The 16380-nt window shown below is 63.6% G+C and carries 14 protein-coding genes and 1 pseudogene; 8 read left to right on the plus strand and 7 right to left on the minus strand.

What is annotated here, in order from left to right; all coding sequences use genetic code 11:
* From SPR01S_RS01210 to SPR01S_RS01220, 3 genes are all read left to right on the plus strand, one after another.
* Positions 1 to 834, plus strand: an 834-nt coding sequence (locus SPR01S_RS01210; RefSeq protein ID WP_500808173.1) for an aldehyde dehydrogenase family protein, incomplete at its 5' end; no start/stop codon positions are given.
* Entirely contained in the window at positions 831 to 1802 is a 972-nt protein-coding gene (gene araD1, locus SPR01S_RS01215; protein ID WP_066583797.1) for an AraD1 family protein, read from the plus strand. The genes SPR01S_RS01210 and araD1, both read left to right, overlap by 4 nt.
* Positions 1803 to 1844: 42 nt before the next feature.
* Positions 1845 to 2558 carry a FadR/GntR family transcriptional regulator gene (locus tag SPR01S_RS01220; RefSeq protein WP_066583799.1) on the plus strand — a complete coding sequence of 238 codons (714 nt, stop codon included), beginning with the start codon at positions 1845 to 1847 and terminating at the stop codon, positions 2556 to 2558.
* Positions 2559 to 2607: 49 nt separating this feature from the next.
* Here SPR01S_RS01220 and SPR01S_RS01225 read toward each other — a convergent pair whose 3' ends face one another.
* Complete coding sequence (locus SPR01S_RS01225; protein WP_066583800.1) at positions 2608 to 4404, minus strand: IlvD/Edd family dehydratase; 1797 nt, start codon at positions 4402 to 4404, stop codon at positions 2608 to 2610.
* Positions 4405 to 4582: 178 nt separating this feature from the next.
* On the opposite strand from SPR01S_RS01225, the gene SPR01S_RS01230 reads away from it, so the two are divergent.
* A complete protein-coding gene (locus SPR01S_RS01230) occupies positions 4583 to 5875 on the plus strand; it encodes a sugar MFS transporter (RefSeq protein WP_066583801.1) in 1293 nt (430 codons plus the stop codon).
* A gap of 532 nt (positions 5876 to 6407) precedes the next feature.
* On the opposite strand, the pseudogene SPR01S_RS01235 reads toward SPR01S_RS01230, so the two are convergent.
* Positions 6408 to 7322: pseudogene (locus tag SPR01S_RS01235) on the minus strand (transposase); the annotation flags it as partial.
* A gap of 513 nt (positions 7323 to 7835) precedes the next feature.
* On the opposite strand from SPR01S_RS01235, the gene SPR01S_RS01240 reads away from it, so the two are divergent.
* Positions 7836 to 8030: a hypothetical protein gene (locus SPR01S_RS01240; RefSeq protein ID WP_066583803.1), complete on the plus strand. Its 195-nt coding sequence runs from the start codon at positions 7836 to 7838 to the stop codon at positions 8028 to 8030.
* 414 nt (positions 8031 to 8444) lie between these two features.
* On the opposite strand, the gene SPR01S_RS01245 is transcribed toward SPR01S_RS01240, so the two are convergent.
* From SPR01S_RS01245 to SPR01S_RS01255, 3 genes are all read right to left on the minus strand, one after another.
* Positions 8445 to 9719, minus strand: coding sequence for an SMP-30/gluconolactonase/LRE family protein (locus SPR01S_RS01245; protein WP_157081839.1), 1275 nt, complete (start codon positions 9717 to 9719; stop codon positions 8445 to 8447).
* Between the two features lie 95 nt (positions 9720 to 9814).
* A complete protein-coding gene (locus SPR01S_RS01250) occupies positions 9815 to 10240 on the minus strand; it encodes a MarR family winged helix-turn-helix transcriptional regulator (RefSeq protein ID WP_066583809.1) in 426 nt (141 codons plus the stop codon).
* A 294-nt stretch (positions 10241 to 10534) separates the two neighbouring features.
* A complete protein-coding gene (locus tag SPR01S_RS01255; protein ID WP_066583812.1) occupies positions 10535 to 11353 on the minus strand; it encodes an alpha/beta fold hydrolase in 819 nt (272 codons plus the stop codon).
* A gap of 102 nt (positions 11354 to 11455) precedes the next feature.
* On the opposite strand from SPR01S_RS01255, the gene SPR01S_RS01260 reads away from it, so the two are divergent.
* Positions 11456 to 12340, plus strand: coding sequence for a LysR family transcriptional regulator (locus tag SPR01S_RS01260; RefSeq protein ID WP_066584055.1), 885 nt, complete (start codon positions 11456 to 11458; stop codon positions 12338 to 12340).
* 286 nt (positions 12341 to 12626) lie between these two features.
* On the opposite strand, the gene SPR01S_RS01265 is transcribed toward SPR01S_RS01260, so the two are convergent.
* Complete coding sequence (locus SPR01S_RS01265; protein WP_066583818.1) at positions 12627 to 13472, minus strand: ThuA domain-containing protein; 846 nt, start codon at positions 13470 to 13472, stop codon at positions 12627 to 12629.
* A gap of 38 nt (positions 13473 to 13510) precedes the next feature.
* Complete coding sequence (locus SPR01S_RS01270) at positions 13511 to 14434, minus strand: Gfo/Idh/MocA family protein (protein WP_066584057.1); 924 nt, start codon at positions 14432 to 14434, stop codon at positions 13511 to 13513.
* 162 nt (positions 14435 to 14596) lie between these two features.
* Between SPR01S_RS01270 and SPR01S_RS01275 the strand changes: the two genes are divergently transcribed.
* Positions 14597 to 15430, plus strand: coding sequence for a GDSL-type esterase/lipase family protein (locus tag SPR01S_RS01275; RefSeq protein WP_084250838.1), 834 nt, complete (start codon positions 14597 to 14599; stop codon positions 15428 to 15430).
* 115 nt (positions 15431 to 15545) lie between these two features.
* Positions 15546 to 16370: an aldo/keto reductase gene (locus tag SPR01S_RS01280; protein WP_066583820.1), complete on the plus strand. Its 825-nt coding sequence runs from the start codon at positions 15546 to 15548 to the stop codon at positions 16368 to 16370.
* The last annotated feature ends 10 nt before the right edge of the window (positions 16371 to 16380 follow it).

The following is a 16380-nucleotide window of genomic DNA, read 5'->3' on the forward strand; positions in this document are numbered from 1 at the left end:
ATCGCGGCGGCACGCGCCGAGCCGATCCCGGTCTATGCCGAGATGTCGAGCATCAATCCCGTCATCCTGTTCCCCGCCGCGCTCGCCGCGCGCGGGTCGGCGCTGGCCGAGGCGTTCGTCGCCTCGCTGACGATGGGCGCCGGGCAATTCTGCACCAATCCCGGATTGGTCATCGGGCTCGACGGTCCGGAGCTCGACGCCTTCGTCGCGGCCGCCGGTCAGGCGCTCCAGGGCACCAATTCCGCGACCATGCTGACTCCCGGCATCCACGCCGCATTTGAAAAAGGCGTCGGCGCGCTCGCCGGACATGACGCCGTGCGCACCGTCGCGCGCGGTGCAACCAGCGACGGAGCCAACCAGGCAGTGGGCGCGCTGTTCGAGACGAGCGCCGAGCAGTTCCTCGCCGATTCGGCGCTGGGCAATGAGGTGTTCGGCGCGTCTTCGATCGTCGTGCGCTGCCGCGACACCGCCGAGCTGGCGAACGTCATCGCCGGTCTCGAAGGGCAATTGACCGCGACGATCCAGATCGATCCGGCAGACGAGCCCGCCGCGGCGGAAATCCTGCCGCTGCTGGCGCAGCGGGTAGGCCGCATCCTGGCCAATGGCTGGCCGACCGGAGTCGAGGTCGCGCATGCCATGGTTCATGGCGGGCCCTTCCCCGCGACCAGCGACAGCCGCACCACGTCGGTCGGCAGCAAGGCGATCGAACGCTTTCTGCGTCCGGTCTGCTTCCAGAATCTGCCGGCCGAGCTGATCCCCGCGGCGATCGGCGACGCGAACGCATGGGGAATTGCCCGCCGTATCGACGGCCAGCGCGAGGAGTCGCCGAAATGATCCGGTCCCTGGTCCAGTTCGACGACGGTGCGCGCGGCGTCGCGGCGCTGGGTGACGATGGCGCTCGGCGCGTGTCGGGCGCGACGACAATCCTTGCGCTAGCGGAGGAAGCGATCGCGACCGGCGTCTCGCTCACGGAACTCGCCAGCGCGCGGCTCGGGGAAAAGATCGATCTTGGCGGCGTCACCCTGCTCTGCCCAATCGACCATGCCGACCCGGCGCATTTGCTGGTCAGCGGTACCGGCCTCACCCATCTTGGCTCGGCCGAGGGGCGCGACAAGATGCACCGCGCGGCGATTGAGAATCCCGCTCCTACCGATTCGATGAAGATGTTCCTGATGGGAGTCGAAGGCGGCAAGCCCGAGGCCGGCTCAATCGGCGTCCAGCCGGAGTGGTTCTACAAGGGCGATGGCACAATTTTGGCCGCACCGGGCGCGCCGCTCGCCATGCCCGATTTCGCGCTCGACGGCGGCGAGGAACCGGAGATCGCCGGAATCTATCTGATCGCGCCCGACGGCGCACCGGTCCGAATCGGCTTCGCGCTCGGCAACGAATTTTCCGATCATGTCACCGAACGCGGCAATTATCTGTGGCTGGCGCATTCGAAGCTGCGCGCCGCCGCGCTCGGCCCCGAATTGCTGCTCGGCGAGCTGCCCGACGATGTGCGCGGCACCAGCCGCATCCTTCGCGACGGCACGGTGATCTGGGAGAAGCCGTTCGTCTCTGGCGAGGCGAACATGTCGCACAGCATCGCCAATCTCGAGCACCATCATTTCAAATATGCCGGCTTTCGCCGCCCCGGCGACCTGCACGTCCACTTCTTCGGCACAGCCACATTGTCGTTCAGCGACGGCGTGAAGACCGAGCCGGGCGATGTGTTCGAGGTCGAAGCGCCGCCCTTCACCCTGCCGGCCCGCAACCCGCTCGCACGAGCGGCGGCAGTGCCGATCGCGGTGCGCAGCTTGTGAGCATTGTCACCCGCATCGCGACCGCATAGGCTGGGACGGTCGATGGATGACGACCGTCCCCCTCCCGCGCCACGCATCCATGGTACGATCGCGCGCAAGATCGGCATCGAGATCGTCGGCGGCGTCCGCAAGCCCGGCGACATATTGGATGGCGAGATCGAAGCAAGCGAGGAGCTCGGCATCTCGCGCACTGCCTATCGCGAGGCGATCCGCATCCTGGCCGCCAAAGGGCTGGTCGAAAGCCGGCCCAAAGCGGGGACACGAATCACGTCGCGCAACCGCTGGAACCTGCTCGATCCCGATATCCTGGCCTGGACGTTCGAGGGCGAGCCCGACAACCAGTTCATCGTCGACCTGTTCGAGCTGCGCGAGGTGATCGAGCCCGCCGCCGCCGCATTCGCGGCGCAGCGGCGCAGCGACCACGACCTCGCCGAAATGGCCGACGCGCTGAAAGGCATGGAGGCTTTCGGCCTGGCCGACGAGCGCGGGCGCGCCGCCGACCAGCGTTTCCATCGCGCCATCCTGACCGCTGCGCGCAACGAGCCGCTGACCGCGCTAGCCAGCACGGTCGGCGCGGCGGTGAGTTGGACCACCAAATTCAAGCAGCGCCAACGCAGCCTGCCGCGCGACCCGCTGCCCGATCACCACCGCGTCCATGAAGCGATCGCAGCGAAGGACGCCGATGGCGCACGGCGCGCGATGACCGACCTGCTGCGACTGGCGCTGACGGATATGGAATTGCCGGGTCGAAAGTGATCACGCGCTCAACTCCCCTCCCTGCTTGCAGGGAGGGGAATGCTGAAGGTCAGTGATTGTCGCGCGGCAGGCCCTTGGTCTGGGCGATGCGCTGATAGGCCTCCGCCCCTTCCAGGATGGCACCGCTGCCGAGCTGGCCGACCACAGCGCGCTGGATCTCCTGCCACGGGGTTTGCGACGCCGGATAGCGATAGTCGCCCGCTGCCTCCAAGGCGCGGCGCCGCTCGGCGATTTCGGCTTCGTCAATCAGCACGTCTGCGGTTCCGCGCTTGAGGTCGATACGCACGCGGTCCCCAGTCCGAAGCAGCGCCAGCGCACCGCCCGCCGCCGCCTCGGGCGACGCGTTCAGGATCGAGGGGCTGCCGCTCGTGCCCGACTGGCGCCCGTCGCCGATGCACGGCAAGGCGTGGACCCCGTCGAGGATCAGGTGCGCGGGCGGTCGCATGTTCACCACCTCGGCGGCACCAGGATAGCCGATCGGCCCGGCGCCGCGCATCACCAATAGGGTCCCCGACGTGATGCCGGTCTTGGGATCGTCGATCCGCGCGTGATAATCCTCCGGCCCGTCGAACACCACGACCGGCCCCTCGAACGCGTCGTGATCGTCAGGGTTTGAGAGATACCGGTCGCGGAATTCGGGCGAGATCACGCTGGTCTTCATGATCGCGCTGTCGAACAGATTGCCCGACAGGACGACGAAGCCGGCATCCTGCATCAACGGATCGTCGAACCGGCGGATGACCTTCTCGTCCTCGATCGCGGCGTCGCGGCAATTGTCGCCGATGGTCCGGCCGTTGGCGGTCATCGCGCCCTCCGCGATCAACCCGTGCTGCATCAATTGCGCGACTACCGCGGGGACGCCGCCCGCGCGGTAATAGTCCTCCCCAAGATATTCGCCGGCGGGCTGTAGATTGACCAGCAACGGAACGGCGTGGCCATGATCCTGCCAGGTCTTGAGCGGCACATCGACGCCGATATGCCGCGCGATCGCGGTCAGATGGATCGGCGCGTTGGTCGATCCGCCGATCGCCGAATTGACCGCGATGGCATTTAGGAACGCCTCCTTGGTAAGAATGTCGGATGGCTTGAGGTCCTCCGCCACCATTTCGACGGCGCGCTTCCCGGTGCGATAGGCGACTTCTTGGCGATCGCGATACGGGGCCGGAATCGCCGCCGATCCGGGCAGCGCCATGCCCAGCGCCTCGGCCAGCGAGTTCATCGTCGTCGCCGTGCCCATCGTGTTGCAATAGCCGGTCGAGGGAGCCGACGAGGCGACGAGGCGGATGAATTCGGCATCGTCGATCTCGCCGGCCGCGAGCATCTGCCGCGCTTTCCAGACGATCGTGCCCGAACCGGTACGCTCGCCCTTGTGCCAGCCGTTGAGCATCGGCCCGACCGACAAGGCGATGGCCGGGATGTTCACCGTCGCCGCCGCCATCAGGCAGGCCGGCGTCGTCTTGTCGCAGCCGATCGTCAGGACCACGCCGTCGATCGGATAGCCGTACAGCGTCTCGACCAGGCTGAGATAGGATAGGTTACGGTCGAGCCCGGCGGTCGGACGCTTGCCGGTTTCCTGGATCGGATGGACCGGGAATTCGAGCGCGATGCCGCCCGCCTCGCGAATTCCTTCGCGCACCCGTTCTGCCAGCACGAGATGATGGCGGTTGCACGGGCTGAGGTCGGACCCCGTCTGCGCGATGCCGATGATCGGCTTGCCCGATTGCAGCTCCTCGAGACTGAGGCCGAAGTTCAGGTAGCGCTCGAGATACAGCGCCGTCATGTCGACATTGTCGGGATTGTCGAACCAGGCGCGGCTGCGGAGCTTGGGCGTTTTGTCGAAGGGCATTCAGGGCTCCAGAGGAGATTGGACGAGGTTCGAGGCGGGCGCTGATCTCATGAATCTCGCGATATTATGCATGCCGCCCCTCCTTTCGATACCGACCGGATTGACCGCGGCATGAGCGATATATAATCAGACAATTAATCAAGGCACAAGCTTTGCGGTCGTTCGAAGGATGAGGAATATGGCAGGTCCCGCGGCAAATACCCCGCGTCAGCAGGTCGAAATGCCGGCGGGAGGTAGGTACGGGCCGGCGCTCGCCCTGCTCGCCAGCCTGTTCTTCATGTGGGGTTTCATCACGGTCATCAACAACACGTTGCTGCCGCACCTGAAGAGCGTCTTCGAACTCAATTACCTGCAGACCACCCTGATCGAATCAACCTGGTTCGTCGGCTATCTGGTGGCGTCGATCCCGGCGGCGAAACTGATCGAGCGGATCGGCTATCAGAAAGCGCTGGCGGTCGGTCTCGCGGTGATGACGGTCGGATCGCTGGGGATGATCCTGGCGGCCAGCCTGCCGTCCTACGGCGTCACCCTAGCCTCTTTGTTCATCGTGTCGTGCGGGATCGCTTTGCTCCAGGTCGCGGCCAATCCCTATGTCGCGGTGATCGGCTCGCCCCAGACGGCCGAGGCGCGGCTCACCCTGGTTCAGGCGTTCAACACGGCCGGCGACGTGCTGGCGATCGTGTTCGGCCGATATCTGATCCTCGCCCGCACTACCGCCGGCACCTCGGCCGAGGGCGTTCAGCTGAGCCATGCGCAGCGCATGGCCGACGCGCAGGCGACCGAATTGCCGTATCTGATCGTCGCGATCGTGCTAGCGGTGCTGACCGTCGTCATCGCCCGCGCCAAGCTGCCCGCGCTGGGGTCCGCGACGCAACGCGCCAATGCCGAAGAGCGCAAGCACCTGTCGCTGTGGAAGCACCGCAACCTGATCCTCGGCTGCGGCGCGATCTTCCTCTACGTGCTGGCCGAAATCGGCGTCGGCAATTTGTTCATCAACTTCGCGTCGCAGCCGCAGATCGCCAACATCACGCACGAGCAGGCCGCGTTCTACCTGACCTTCGTCTGGGGCGGGATGATGGTCGGCCGCTTCGCCGGCGCGTGGATCATGCGCTATTTCGCGCCGGAGAAGGTGCTCGCGGTGTTCGCGATCGGCGCCCTGGTGTCGGCGCTCATCGCCACTTTCGTCGCTGGCCCGATGGCGATGTACGCGCTGATCGCCGTCGGCCTGTTCCACTCGATCATGTTCCCGACGATCTTCGCGCTCGCGATCCGCGGCCTCGGGCCGCTTACCGAGGAAGGGTCGGGATTGCTGATCATGTCGATCGCCGGCGGCGCGTTGGTGTTCATCCAGGGCAGCGTCGCCGACAATTTCGGCATCCAGCTCGCCTTCATCGTCACGGCTTTGTGCGAACTGTACGTGCTGTATTACGCTTTGTGGGGCAGTAAGGTGACTACGCCCGCATACTCATAAAGCAGCCCGTCGGCTTTCGACCCAGACGTTGCCGGTCAGAATGCAGCCCAATCCCTCCGACAGCTGACATATCTGAACTAGCTTCACTTCACGACGGGGCACTTCAAGCCGTGAACCGGCGTGGCGGTTGGGCCATAAACGCGCCAAAGTCCGTCTGGAATATCCCCAAGAGAATTATCCTCCTTTCGAGCTTCGCGCGGGTAGTCTTTGATGGTTTCCGCCTTGCCGTCATCCCATCGTGGATCGCAAGGATCGCGAGACTTCATCTCTAAGCATACGGCATTATCACCTACTTTGGCGAAAGATGGTTTTGGGCATGACGACATTCCCGCGCGACCATCCGTAGCGCACGCTTTATTATGCCCACCGTCGCTGATATCTTCGTACGACCATACACGGCAGCCGGGGTACTGAAGTCCATCAGGAGTGCGACCGTTGAAAGGGCGGTTCTCCTGCCACACCCTACGAAATTCAGAGCCCGAGGGTGTTGCTCGACTGAATCGCATTCTTGAACGGCTTTCGGCTCGTGCTCGAAGGTACCATCGGAGCGGGCGGACTTGTCGAACACCGGGATATGCGGCGCGATGCCCTTCTCCTTGACCAGCCATGCCAGGTTGGCCGCGTCGCCATATCCGGTATCGGCCGCGAGCCGCTCGGGCCAAAGGCCGAACCGTGTCTGGACGCGATCGATCATCCGGCGCTGCGCCGTCACCTCGGCCTGGCGGATCGAGGTCGTCGCCTCGACATCGACGATCACGGCATGCTCGAGGTCGATCAGATAGTTGGTCGAGTAAGCGAAGAAGGCGCGCTCGCGCGTCGCGGCGGTCCATCGCGCGGCGGGATCGGCCACCGCCAACTGCTTGGGCGGAACCGGCGTCGCGCCGCCGAACGCGGCATCGTCGAGCACGGCCAGATACTCGCGCACGGCATGGCTGGTGGTCTGGTCCGGCAACTGCTCGGGGCGATCGACGGCGTGCTGCCGGTTCACATCGGCCCGGATCAGGCTGGCATCGACCGCGAAGCCCACGCCGCCGACCAGTCCTTCGGCCATGCACCGCGCGACGGTCGCCTCGAACAGTCTGCGCAGCAGGTCGCTATCGCGGAAGCGACCATGGCGGTTCTTCGAGAAGGTCGAGTGATCGGGCACGTCGCCTTCCAACCCCAGCCGGCAGAACCAGCGATAGGCGAGGTTGAGATGCACCTCGTCGCACAGCCGGCGCTCGGAGCGGATGCCCATGCAATAGCCGATGATCAGCATCCGGATCATCAACTCCGGGTCGATCGAAGGGCGGCCCGTCTCGCTATAGAATGGCCGCAGATGCTCGCGGATATCCGACAGGTCCACGAACCGGTCTATCGAGCGCAGCAGATGATCCACCGGCACGTGCCGCTCGATGTTGAAGCTGTAGAACAGCGCCTCTTGCGCCACCGCCCGCTCGCCCATCATCGGGTCATCTCCGCCAGCCTATGCAGAGTGAATCAGACTGCCCGCGCGACTTCAAGGCCGAGTTTTTCAACACAATCGACCCAAAACCGGCCGTTCCATTCTAGCGATGTCATTGTCAGACTTTGGGCCGAAAACGGACTTTCCACTTTCAAGATCATGGCTGGGCAGAGCGGCCGTATCTTGCGGGCGACGCGTGTCGGGGGATCAATCCCCTAGCGGTGGGCAGCCAAAATCTGTCGGGCTTTCGTCTTGAAAACTCCATTGGAAGAGCAAGCTCGGGATCGCTAATCTTGCCCTCAGTGACGCTTTCTTTTCTGGCTGTGCCTGCAGTCAGGGTCATTGGTGCGCGTGCCGCCGACGACGAGGACGGGTCTTTTTCGCAGACAAGAATCTTGGAGATGCAGGCTCCAGCACGCTCTTTCGCTAATATGCTTGCCACATGCGCGGTTAACGACTCGGCGACGCAGACCAGCTAATTGTTTGGACGCAGTGCCTTCGCTCGGATGCAGGAAAATGACTCGCTTTGCACAGATGTTTGCTGCGGTTCTCGCTGGCACGACGCTCGCCTTCGGGCTGCAACGGGCGCTGGCGCTGGCTGTCCACTCATCGCCGACGTCGAGCGGGATCGATTCTGCCGGCACACTCGCGGGTATTCTGATCTCCATGTTCGTCTACGACGCTATCGGGCGCCGTAAGAACCCCAAGTGACGGTTCGAGTGAATGTTGTCTGCGTTGCGATTCTGAATGGCGTGTGCGGGTCTGCCGTCCGGTTCAGGATATGCATGTGAACGAGCCGCGCCGCTCAGCGCCGCTACAATCGAAGAGTGTCTCGCGGGACCTGCCGACCACTTCCGCCAACTGCTGATGAAGTTTGGTCAGCTGCTCCAGATGCGTGCTTGTTAGTATCGAAACCAGCGTCAACGCATTGTCGGTCAAGCGCAGCTGTTGACACCGCCGATCAGACTGATCGCTCGTCTTGGAAAATAGCCCGGTCAACCATCCGCATCACCAACTCAGCCGCACTGTGCTGTGCGATACCAGTTGATCGGCGACATAGCCTATAGTCGACGGTGCATCACCCAAGGCCTCGACACGGATCACGCGCGAGGCCTTGGCCGTCCCTCAGTGATACGGCCTTAGCGCGACTAGCTGTCCCCGCGCCTTTGGGCCGGCAGTGAACGCACCGCCATCGGTTGCAACATACAGCGTGTCGCGATCATCGGGGCCGCGCCCGAATACGGCATCGGTCGCGCCGACAATGTGCTGGCGTGCATCGGCAATGATCGTGCGCCGGCCATCAGGCGTGACGCGGACCAGTGTGTTGTAGGGATGCGTGGTCACGAACAGCGACCCGTCCTTGCCGATCGCGAAATCGTCACCGGGGATTCCGCGCGCTACCAGTGTTGGCGCACCGAAGCGGCCGTCCTTGCCCAGCGGGTATTTCAAGACTTCGGTCGAGTCCGATACCGTAACGATCATGTCGTGGCCGGCAAAGTGCAGGCCATTGGCCCCCGGCGCGAGCGCGATGAACGGGCGTGCGGCAAGGCGCTGGTCGCGCAGCGCGACCTCAGCCTTGCCGGTCGCGGGATCAATCCGCCAGACCTGCGCCAGGCTGCTGTCGGTAGAGTAAAGCATGCCGTCGGGCCCGAAATCCAGGCCATTGGGCCAGGCACCGCTGGGGAGCGTCGCGATCTTCGCCGCCGCACCGCTGGGCGTCACGCGCCAGATCCCCGGCTGCCGTCCATTGCTCGTCATGTAAAGGGTACCGTCATGAGCGACCGCGATCACTCCGGCGGTTGACCCGACAGGCGTCGCCAAGAGCACCTGCTCCGCGCCATCCGGTCGGCGGGCAATGATCTGACCATGCGCCCGCGCAAAATACGCGCTGCTGGTGAAATCCAGTCCCATACTGGCCGCGAGATACAGCGTGCCATCGGCGCCAGCGGCAATGCCCTCAAAACCGACACCCTCACCATAGGTCTTGATGACCCGCGCAGGTACCGGGCGGTAGTCAAGCGCATCGGCCTTGGGGAGGCTCAGCACTTTCAGCCCCAGCGGTTGCAGGACCGCGACCCCGGTCGAGGCCAGGACGACGATGGTCGAGAGCACCCAGCTAGACCGTCCGCCACCCAGCTTGCTGACCATGGCGAGCGCCCCGGTCACAACGATCGTCAACACCGCGACGAAGAATGCGAGGAACGGCACCAGCGTCGACACGATCATGCCAATCCCCGGCAGCACCGTTAGTGCGGCCAGCAGCATGCGGGCTAGCCCGGAGACCGGAAGCGGCCGGAGCAGCATCACAGCGCGCGGCCAGCGTAAGGCTGTGCCAAAGGCCGCCACCAGAAAGACAGCGCCAACCAGCGCTTCGAGCAGGATTGTCAGATAAGGCATCATAAATACTCCGATAGGAAGCTAACAGTTGAAGCGGGGCGCTGCGGCGAAACGCGTTATTCAATAGGAAGCTATCGTTTCAGTCAAAAAAAGGCGGGTCAGGTCAGCGCGTCGAGATTGACTTCGACACGCTTCAGTGCCTGCATGAACCCGGCGCGCTCGTCCTCGGTAAAGCCCTTGAACATCTGCCCGACCAGCGCCTCGCCCGCCAAACAGAACTCTTCCGACGCGCACAACGCGCGTGCCTTGAGCGACAGATGGATCGTCTTGGTGCGTGCGTCCGCCTCATTCGACCGCCGCTCGACATGCCCTTCGCGTTCGAGCACGTCGATGATATTGGTCAGCGTCGGCGAGGCAATCGCCAGTCGTTGCTGCAGTTCACGATGCGGCAGCCCGTCATGGTGCATTAGCAATTGAAGCACGTCGAATTGCGCGCTGGTCAGGTTGAACCGGCGCACGGTGTGGTCCAGCGCATGTCGCAGCGCCAGATAGGCTTTCTTTAGTTCGAGTGTGGGGTGCGACATACCAGTAGGATGCTACCGAAAACCTCAGATGTCAATGGCGTTCAGTTGCGCACTTCAGCAGACCGTCGCCGACACGCCAAGACGGGCATTCCTGCTGGGCGCAACTGTCTGCGCTTCTCGGCATATTTCTAACGGCTAGACGGCAGCTTTCGGGGACAGGCGCTTAGCTATCCAGTGGCCGATTGGTAGGGCGCTAAGCGGACGATGTTGGGCGACCGGCACGCAACAGCGGCGACCATTTGCGAAAGAGACCGCCTCGCGGGGTTCTCTCCGGTGGCGAAATGAGAAACGTCATCAAGACCTGATGAACGCGAGCAGGTCGGGGTTGAGGATATCGGCATGGGTGGTCAGCATGCCGTGGGGGTAGCCGGGATAGGTCTTGAGCGACCCTTTTTCGAGCAGATCGACCGCGCGCGGTACGGAGCTGGCGAAGGGAACGACCTGATCGGCCTCGCCGTGCATCACCAGCACCGGCACCGTGATCCTCTTGAGGTCGTCAGTATAGTCCTCAAGCCAGGAGGCGACGGTCGCGTAATGGGCGAGGGCGCCGCCGGCCATGCCCTGGCGCCACCAGTTGGCGATGACCGCCTCCGAAGGCTCGGCGCCGTCCAGGTTGTAGCCATAGAACGGGTTCTCGGGCACGAAACGGAAGAACTCCGCCCGGTTGCCCAGCACGCCCGCACGGATCGCTTCGAACCACTCCGGCGGCTGACCGGACGGATTGTCCTCGCTCCGGTACATATTGGGCGTGAGCGAGGCGACCAGCACCGCCTTGGCCACGCGGTCCTGGTGACGCGCGACATAGCGCGCCACCTCACCGCCACCGGTCGAATGCCCGATATGGATCGCGTCTCGCAGATCGAGATGTTCGGTCAGTGCCGCAAGGTCCGCAACCCAATGGTCCATGTCATTGCCGGTGCTGGGCTGGTCGGACCGGCCATGGCCACGCCGGTCGTGGGCGATGACCCGATAACCGTGCTGCAGGAAGAACATCATCTGGGCATCCCAGTCGTCCGCCGACAGCGGCCAGCCATGGCTGAAAACGATCGGCTGACCCGATCCCCAGTCCTTGTAGAAGATGTTTACGCCGTCTTTGGTGATGATCGTAGGCATTCCGCTCTCCCTGTTGAGGCAGGCGCGAGATAACTGCTCGCTCCGACGCCGACAAAGACCTTGTCTGGCCAAGCTATGCCTGAGCGGTATAGCACGTGGTTCATGGATCTGCGCCATCTTCGCTATTTCATCGCGGTCGCCGAGCGCGGGAGCGTGCTCGCGGCCGCGCAACAGCAGCTCAACACCTCACAGCCGTCGCTGAGCCGTCAAATCCGCGATCTTGAGGCCGAGATCGGTGTGAAATTGCTGGACCGGCAAGCAAGGGGCGTCTCGCTCACAGAAGCTGGGAAAGTCTTTCTGGATCACGCAAGACTGGCGCTTGCACAGGTCGAAGCCGCGGTCGAAGGTGCCCAGCGCGCGGGCCGACCAGAGCGGCCCGTGTTCGCTATCGGATTTCTCGCCGGCCATGAGGCCTGGCTGCCAAGCGTGATGCGCATTCTCCGGGAAGAGGCCCCCGGCGTTGAATTCAAACTTTCAAGCCAGTCGTCGCCTGAACTCGCCCTCGCATTGGTACGAGGCAGTCTGGATGCCGCACTCATGCGGCGAGAGGAGAACGTCGCCAACCTATGCTTCAAAAGCCTATCCGCGGAACCATTGATCGTGATGTTGCCCGCTAACCACCATTTGACCACACGCGAGACAATTACACCGCAGGAGCTTGCCGAAGAAATTTACGTTGGTTCTGCGACCGCCTCTCCAGCAGTAGATGCAATCGTCAAAAAATATGCTGTGAGGGCCGGCATAAACCTCAACCCCAGATTCGATGCCGGAAGCCTTTCCGCGACGATATCCGTGGTTGTGTCATGTGGCGGAGTTACGCTCATCCCGGCCTACGCTGAGGATCTTTTGACCCCAAACGTAGTCGCGCGGCCGCTGGCGGGCACACCCCCGACAATCGAGCTTGCGTTGGGTTACAGCCCGGCGAACAGCTCGCGTCTGCTGCAGAAGCTGCTGACTCGGACGAATCACATACTGAAAGCGAATTAGCTCACGACCCGCCGGAAACACCCGCGATCGACGTCCAAGCACGTGCAAATCGACAGCTGGAATTTTTCTAACTCGGTAGTTCTGACGTCAGCTAGACAAAATGGCGGCTTTCGGACTCAGTAGGCCCTGTCCGGAATGGCCGAAATTAGGGCGCATAACGGTCACTCATTCCAATGAGATCGCATGACTGCTTTCCACCCGATCTCAGACGTTCACGCCTTCCGCCGATAGCGGTCGTTTATGGGTTCACGACCTAAGACGCAGACCTAACCGACGCCGAGCAACGTCAGCAGCCAGTCCCCTCGGCGCGCGCGGCCCAGCGGATCGCGCCGCTGATCATCTTCTGGTGGAGCGGTTCCGAATAGGTCTCCGCCTTATGGCCGAGTGCGGAGAAGAACATCCTTCCCTTGCCGATACAGCGCGTCCAGATGATCGGATGCGGACTGCCCATCCGCACGCGCTCGGGGAAAGGTTCGTAGCTGGTCTCGTCGAGCGTCGCGAGGATGTGCGTGCCGTAACCGGTCGGCACCCGATCGAACGAATACCATTCCTCGGTACGCACCCATTTGGCCGGCAGGTCCCGCGTCGCCGGGTTGCCGCGGTCGATCACGTCGATCGTCCCCTGCTGGAACTGCTTGGGGCGCCCGGTATGACCGATGAACTGCGCGCCGATCAGCACGTGCGGATACCAGGCCCAGTCGTAGCTCGGGTCGCCGCCCGCGCCGTGGAGCAGCACGACTCCGCCGCCCTGCTCGATCCAGCTCTTGAACGCTGCGCGCTGCTTGTCATCGAAGATCGTTCCGCTCGTGCTGTTGAGCACGACGACCGAAAATCTGGCGAGGTCGCGGGGATTCATGACCGCGGCATTCTCGGTCACGAATATGTCGCGCCCCAGGCCCCGAACGATCTCGCCGACAGCCTTGTTCGCGGCCGGAATCTGGTCGGGATCGCGAAAGCCGTTGGTCTTGGAGAGCACCAACACCGCCCCCTTGCGCAATGCCGGGATCGCCGGCGGGACCGTGTCCATGACCGGCGCCGGCCAGTTGCGCGGATCGCGCGGCGGCGGCGCCACGGGCGCGGGACTTGCGGCTTGGAGCGCGATCGCGAACGCCAGCGCAGCACGCAACATCATCGCTTACTCCTTCAAGCTTTCTGGCTGTCGCTGGATGATCACCACTCGAACGCGTCGCCGGTCACACGTTCGGCGATCAGGAACGCGTCCGCCACGATCTGAAGCGGCCGCAAGTCGACATCGCTTTTCCCGGTCGCGACCAATTCCGCGAAGCGCCGGTAGAGACTGGGATATTCCGAGTCCGCCGCCTCGCGCGGCGGCTCGTCGGGCAGACGCAGGATCGAGCCGCCCATCGAGAGCACCATCGTGCCGGCATCGGTGTCGACCTCGATGTCCCAGGTCTGCGGGCCGGTTTGTAGAAAATCGAATTCGGCCGAGACCGGTACGATGCCCGACATCAGCTCGAGCATCGCCTTGAGCGGGCCTTGCCTGCCGGACGGCACAGTGATCGTTGCGGCATCGACCCGCAACGGATCGGGCAGGATTCGGGTCGCGATCGAAAGGGCGTTGATACCCGGATCGAACACGCCGAACCCGCCCGCCTCCAGGATCCAGTCCTGCCCCGGATGCCAGCGACGAATATCCTCTCGCCACGCGATCCGGACCGCATCGATCCGGCGTTCGGCGAGCCAGGCGCGCGCCGGCTCGACGCCGGCTGCTTCGCGCGAATGCCAAGTGGCGAACAGCACCACGCCTTTCGCTTGCGCCAGTTCGGCCAGCGCAACCGCCTCGGAAATGGTCGCGGCGGGCGGCTTCTCCATCATGACGTGCAGCCCTGCCTCAATCGCGGCGCGCGCCTGATCGAAACGGCCGCGCGGCGGCGTGCATAAAGATACGGCGTCAAGCGCGACATCGCTGTCGAGCATCGCCTCGATCGTGGGAAAGTTGGCGACGTCGTCGAGCGTCGCGTTGCGGCTGGCAATCGCGACAAGATCGAAATCGGGGTCTGCGGCGAGCGCCGGCAGATGCTGATCCCTCGCGATCTTGCCGAGCCCTACCAGTCCGATCCGCAACGTCTTCATGCCCGCTCCCTGCCCAAATATATAATCATACATATTCCTACCGAGCGGCTGTGCTGCTAGCAACCGCGTATCGGCAAGACGCCGATATGAAGGATCGCCGGACAGGCGCGTACCGAGGGATGATCGGTCGACAGTGACGTCCGCTGCCAAGGGAGAATCGCCATGCCCATCCGCGTCCTCGCCTGTCTGGCCGTCCTTCTGCTTGCTCCGGTTGCAGCTCATGCGCGCGACGAACCGGATGTTTGTGCCGCGGAGCCGGCAACGCCCGCTGAAGTGAAGGCCTATCAGGTCGTCGCGGACGCCGCGCGCGCTGCCGGACGCAAACCGGATTTGCCCGCTCCTGCGGTAAGCGCCGCTTATGCCGCCTGGCAGCAGAAGCTGTGGGCGGTCGATTTCCCCGGCGTCTGCCGATACAGAACCGCCAATGCCGCACTGCCGCCTGCGACCAAGCGCCGCATCGTCTTCTTCGGCGATTCGATCACCGAGCGGTGGATCATGCTGCGCCCGGACTTCTTTGCCGGCGATCGCGTGGACCGCGGCATCGGAGGGCAAACCACGCGCCAGATGATCGGCCGATTTCGCGCCGACGTGATCGAGCTCCATCCCGCCGTCGTGCACATCCTGGCCGGGATCAACGATCTCGCCGGCGCGACCGGCCCGACCAGCCTGTCCGAAATCGAAGGCAATCTCGCCTCGATGGCCGAGCTCGCGCGTGCTCACAACATCAAGGTCGTGTTGAGCACGGTTCTTCCCGCACGCACGCTCGGCGGCCGGTCGGGATATGATCCGGCACCGGACATCGCATCGCTGAATGCATGGCTACGCGCCTATGCGGCGCGCGAGGGTTTCGGCTTCGTCGACTATCATGCCGCACTCGACGATGGTGCGCACGGTCAGTCGATGGACAATTCGGCCGACGGCATTCATCCAACCGCCGCCGGCTATGCGATCATGGAGCCACTGGCAGAGAAGGCCTTCGCCCGCGCCGTTCGCTGACGTTCCCGAGCAACGGGACCGGCCGCTTCGCGTCGATTGGAGAGACATCGCAATTAATCATACTATACGATGCGATGGGCCGATCCTATATCGCGGCATCCTATCGGAGTCGGACATGCCCCAGCCCTACATCACCCTCAACGACGGCAGCAAAATTCCCCAGATCGGGCTCGGTACCTATCAAGCGGCCGCAGACCGCACGGCTGCGATGGTCGAAACGGCGCTCGGCATCGGATACCGCCACATCGATACCGCGATGATCTATCGCAACGAGGCGGGAGTCGGGGACGGCTTGCGTGCCAGCGGGCTGCCGCGCGAGGACGTCTTTATCACGACCAAATTGTGGAACACCGACCAGGGCAGAGACTCTGCGCGAGCTGCGTTCAATGCCAGCCTCGATCGGCTGAAGCTCGATTATGTCGACCTGTATCTGATCCACTGGCCGGTGCCCGGGCGCGATCTCTACGTCGAATCCTGGGAGACGCTGATCCGGCTGCGCGAGGAAGGCCTGGCGCGTGCCATCGGCGTTTCCAATTTCCTGCCCGACCAGATCGATCGCCTGATCGAAGCGACGGGTGTCGTGCCCGTCGTAAATCAGATCGAATGCCACCCGGCCTTTCAGCAGGCGTCGGCGCGCGCCGAGAACGCAAAACGAAAGGTGGCCGTCCAATCCTGGAGCCCGTTGGGACAAGGCGAACTGCTCGGCAACGCCGTGCTGAAAGGGCTGGCGGAGAAGCACGATCGCACCGTCGCGCAGATCATCCTGCGCTGGCATGTGCAGAACGACCTGATCGTCATCCCCAAGACCGTCAACGAGAACCGGATGCGCGAGAATCTCGATATTCTCACTTTCACGCTCGACGCCGACGATATGGCGGCGATCGCGGCGCTCGACGAGCCAGACGGGAGAATGGGACCCGATCCACTGACATTCGAATGATCGTCCTGCC

This window comes from Sphingomonas pruni NBRC 15498 (assembly GCF_001598455.1).
Classification (GTDB): domain Bacteria; phylum Pseudomonadota; class Alphaproteobacteria; order Sphingomonadales; family Sphingomonadaceae; genus Sphingomonas; species Sphingomonas pruni.

What these genes read in the sequence shown, in the direction of transcription:
- araD1 (WP_066583797.1), top strand. Translation starts at nt 831, where the DNA reads ATGATCCGGTCCCTGGTCCAGTTCGACGACGGTGCGCGCGGCGTCGCG.
- SPR01S_RS01220 (WP_066583799.1), top strand. Translation starts at nt 1,845, where the DNA reads ATGGATGACGACCGTCCCCCTCCCGCGCCACGCATCCATGGTACGATC.
- SPR01S_RS01225 (WP_066583800.1), bottom strand. Translation starts at nt 4,404, where the DNA reads ATGCCCTTCGACAAAACGCCCAAGCTCCGCAGCCGCGCCTGGTTCGAC.
- SPR01S_RS01230 (WP_066583801.1), top strand. Translation starts at nt 4,583, where the DNA reads ATGGCAGGTCCCGCGGCAAATACCCCGCGTCAGCAGGTCGAAATGCCG.
- SPR01S_RS01240 (WP_066583803.1), top strand. Translation starts at nt 7,836, where the DNA reads ATGACTCGCTTTGCACAGATGTTTGCTGCGGTTCTCGCTGGCACGACG.
- SPR01S_RS01245 (WP_157081839.1), bottom strand. Translation starts at nt 9,719, where the DNA reads ATGATGCCTTATCTGACAATCCTGCTCGAAGCGCTGGTTGGCGCTGTC.
- SPR01S_RS01250 (WP_066583809.1), bottom strand. Translation starts at nt 10,240, where the DNA reads ATGTCGCACCCCACACTCGAACTAAAGAAAGCCTATCTGGCGCTGCGA.
- SPR01S_RS01255 (WP_066583812.1), bottom strand. Translation starts at nt 11,353, where the DNA reads ATGCCTACGATCATCACCAAAGACGGCGTAAACATCTTCTACAAGGAC.
- SPR01S_RS01260 (WP_066584055.1), top strand. Translation starts at nt 11,456, where the DNA reads ATGGATCTGCGCCATCTTCGCTATTTCATCGCGGTCGCCGAGCGCGGG.
- SPR01S_RS01265 (WP_066583818.1), bottom strand. Translation starts at nt 13,472, where the DNA reads ATGATGTTGCGTGCTGCGCTGGCGTTCGCGATCGCGCTCCAAGCCGCA.
- SPR01S_RS01270 (WP_066584057.1), bottom strand. Translation starts at nt 14,434, where the DNA reads ATGAAGACGTTGCGGATCGGACTGGTAGGGCTCGGCAAGATCGCGAGG.
- SPR01S_RS01275 (WP_084250838.1), top strand. Translation starts at nt 14,597, where the DNA reads ATGCCCATCCGCGTCCTCGCCTGTCTGGCCGTCCTTCTGCTTGCTCCG.
- SPR01S_RS01280 (WP_066583820.1), top strand. Translation starts at nt 15,546, where the DNA reads ATGCCCCAGCCCTACATCACCCTCAACGACGGCAGCAAAATTCCCCAG.